General features: G+C 64.5%; 3 protein-coding genes. All 3 read right to left on the reverse strand.

Annotated elements, in window-relative coordinates:
- Nucleotides 1-472: ABC transporter substrate-binding protein (locus AC1D34_RS36860; protein WP_476826935.1), on the reverse strand; the 472-nt coding region annotated here is incomplete at its 3' end.
- 40 nt (nucleotides 473-512) lie between these two features.
- Nucleotides 513-1,724 (reverse strand): enolase C-terminal domain-like protein, encoded by a 1,212-nt coding sequence (locus AC1D34_RS36865; RefSeq protein WP_441492641.1) that lies wholly within the window; start codon nucleotides 1,722-1,724, stop codon nucleotides 513-515.
- Nucleotides 1,725-1,731: 7 nt separating this feature from the next.
- The coding region (locus AC1D34_RS36870) for an enolase C-terminal domain-like protein (RefSeq protein WP_476826936.1) at nucleotides 1,732-2,214 on the reverse strand (483 nt) is incomplete at its 5' end.

Below are 2,214 nucleotides of genomic sequence, written 5' to 3' on the forward strand. Positions count from 1 at the left end.
CCGTCAGCGGATCGACGACCTCGATTGTGTCAATGTCCTTGAAGCTGGCGCCGTGCACGCCGCCGAGCTTGGGGTCGAGTTGGCGTTCATAGGAGAACTTCACGTCATCGGCAGAGACCTCGCCATAGCCCTGGTGCCATTTCACGCCGGGCTTGAGATAGAAGGTCCAGACCTTCTTGTCGGGCGACACCTCCCATCGTTCCGCGAGCTCCGGCTGAAGCGCCGCCAGCTCGATGTCCATGGTGCCGCGCTTGGTATTGACCAGCGAGTTGAAGACCTGGAGCACGATCGTCTCGTCGTCGCCCGTTTTGGTCAGGGCTGGATCGATCGAACCGAGGTCGCGGGCCTGAAGCCGCAGCGTCAGCGTGTCGGTCGCGCCCTGCGCGAAGGCTGCGCCGTTGTGCGACACGGCACTGAGGCCGGCCATGCTCAGGGCGCTCGCGACGACTGAGCGTCGTGTGATGCGTGTCATGATTTCCTCCTGTGGGAATGGCGGGCTCTTTCGGCCGCGCTCATTCGAAGACGCTGTGGCTGACCTTGTGCTTCTCGATGAAATCCCAGTCATAGGTGACGCCGAGGCCTGGACCGTCGGGCACGACGAAGCAGCCGTCTGAGGCGACCGCGTCGAGCTTGTCGGAATATCCGTCGGTATAGAACGTGCCGACAGCCTGGCCGCGCGACGGCCCGACCATGGCCAATTCATAGAAGTTCGTGTTTCGGATGGCGGCCATGGCGTGGCGATGTGCCGGACCATTGCCGTGGAGCTCGACATCGAGGCCCAGCGCCTCGGCGAAATGGGCGATCTTCATCGTGCCGGTGATGCCGATATCGAGATCGGGATCGGCCCGCACGAAGTCGGTGCCGTCGGCGAGAGTGAGTGTCGCCATGGCTTCCAGCCCACGCACGTGCTCGCCAAGCAGGATCGGCGTCTTGATCAGTTCGCGCAGGCGACGATGGGCGTGGGCAGCAAGCCCGCCGTCACTATAGGGATCCTCGTACCAGAAGAAGCCGGCCTCATCGCAGGCACGGCCACAGGCGAGGGCGTCGGCGAAGGTCTTCAGGTGACAGGCTGAATCGTGCATCAGCTTCATGCGCCCGCCGACACGCCGACCGAGAAGCCGGATCGCGGCGGCATCACGCCGCCAACCGCCATCGGTCCAGCCGTGCATCTTGAAGGCGCGATACCCCAGGCCGTGGCATTCCTCGGCGAATTCGGCGAAGGCCTCGGGCGTGGCCAGGCCACCGCCATCGCCACCAAACCAGGTCGATGCGTAAGCCGGCAGGCGCTTGCCGCGATGGCCGCCGAGCAGATCGCTGACCGAATGGCCGGTGCGCTTGCCGGCGAGGTCCCAGAGGGCGTTGTCGATCTGGCAGCCGCCGATCCGGTCTTCCTTGCGCAACCAGCGGCGAATGTCTTCGTAGATCGTCTCACGGGCATAGCAGTCCCGCCCGATGATCCATTTGGCGATGAAATGGGTCTGCGGGGCGGTGTCCGTACGCCCGCCGACATATTCGCCGCGCGCGCCGTCCTGGGTTTCGATGCGGACCGCGATGCGTTTGCGTGTCGTTCGCACGCCTGGCATGTCGATGCCGCTCGGGCTGACATCGAAGGCGACGTTCTCCATGTCCTGCGCGAACAGAATGACGTCGATCCGGCGGATCCGCGTGGCCGCCGAGCCGAGGACGTCGCGGGCGGCGCTTGCCGTGTCTTCTACGCTCAGCATGGCGCCCTCACTCGATCACGACATGCGATTTGGCATTGCGGGTGATGTAGTCCCAGTCGTAGCTCACCCCCAGACCGGGCCCTCCGGGCACCGGAAAGCATCCATCAGCACCGACGCTGTCGAGATCGTCGGAATAGCCGCAGGTGTAGACCGGCGCATTGAAATTGCCTCGGGACGGCCCGACCATCGACAGTTCGTAGAAATTGGTGTTGCGGATCGCCGCCATGCAGTGCCGGTGGGCGGGTCCTGGCGCATGCAACTCGACATCGAGGCCGAGCGCCTCGGCAAAATGCGCGATCTTCATCGTTCCGGTGATACCGATGTCGAAATCGGGGTCGGCGCGCACGAAATCGGTGCCGTCGGCGATTGTCAGCGTCGCCATGGATTCCAACCCCCGCACATGCTCTCCGAGCAGGAGAGGCGTCTTCAGCATCTCGCGCAGCCGCCGGTGGGCGTGGGCGGCAAGACCACCGTCGCTATAGGGATCCTC

Source organism: Allobosea sp. P1_A7 (assembly GCF_056406775.1).